The organism is Nostoc sp. (assembly GCF_036916735.1).
Lineage (GTDB): Bacteria > Cyanobacteriota > Cyanobacteriia > Cyanobacteriales > Nostocaceae > Nostoc.
The window spans coordinates 1-516 of sequence record NZ_JBALFV010000017.1; the positions used below are offsets into that span (position 1 = coordinate 1).

1 protein-coding gene is annotated in these 516 nt (G+C 50.6%); it reads left to right on the top strand.

The genetic code is table 11. The features are described 5' to 3' along the window. Window positions 1–516, top strand: a 516-nt coding sequence (locus V7L20_RS04690; protein WP_334742948.1) for a WD40 repeat domain-containing protein, incomplete at both ends; no start/stop codon positions are given.

Genomic DNA, 516 nt, shown 5'->3' on the forward strand with positions numbered 1-516 from the left:
CTACAGGTAAAGAAATCAAAACCCTCAACGGGCATAGCGATGGGGTCTATAGCGTAGCATTTAGCCACGATGGCAAGACCATCGCTTCTGCAAGTTGGGACAAAACCGTCAAACTCTGGGATGCGGCTACAGGTAAAGAAATCAAAACCCTCAACGGGCATAGCGATGGGGTCTATAGCGTAGCATTTAGCCCCGATGGCAAGACCATCGCTTCTGCAAGTGATGACAAAACCGTCAAACTCTGGGATGCGGCTACAGGTAAAGAAATCAAAACCCTCAAGGGGCATAGCGATGCGGTCTGGGGCGTAGCATTTAGCCCCGATGGCAAGACCATCGCTTCTACAAGTGATGACAAAACCGTCAAACTCTGGGATGCGGCTACAGGTAAAGAAATCGAAACCCTCAAGGGGCATAGCGATGCGGTCTATAGCGTAGCATTTAGCCCCGATGGCAAGACCATCGCTTCTGCAAGTTGGGACAATACCGTCAAACTCTGGGATGCGGCTACAGGTAAAG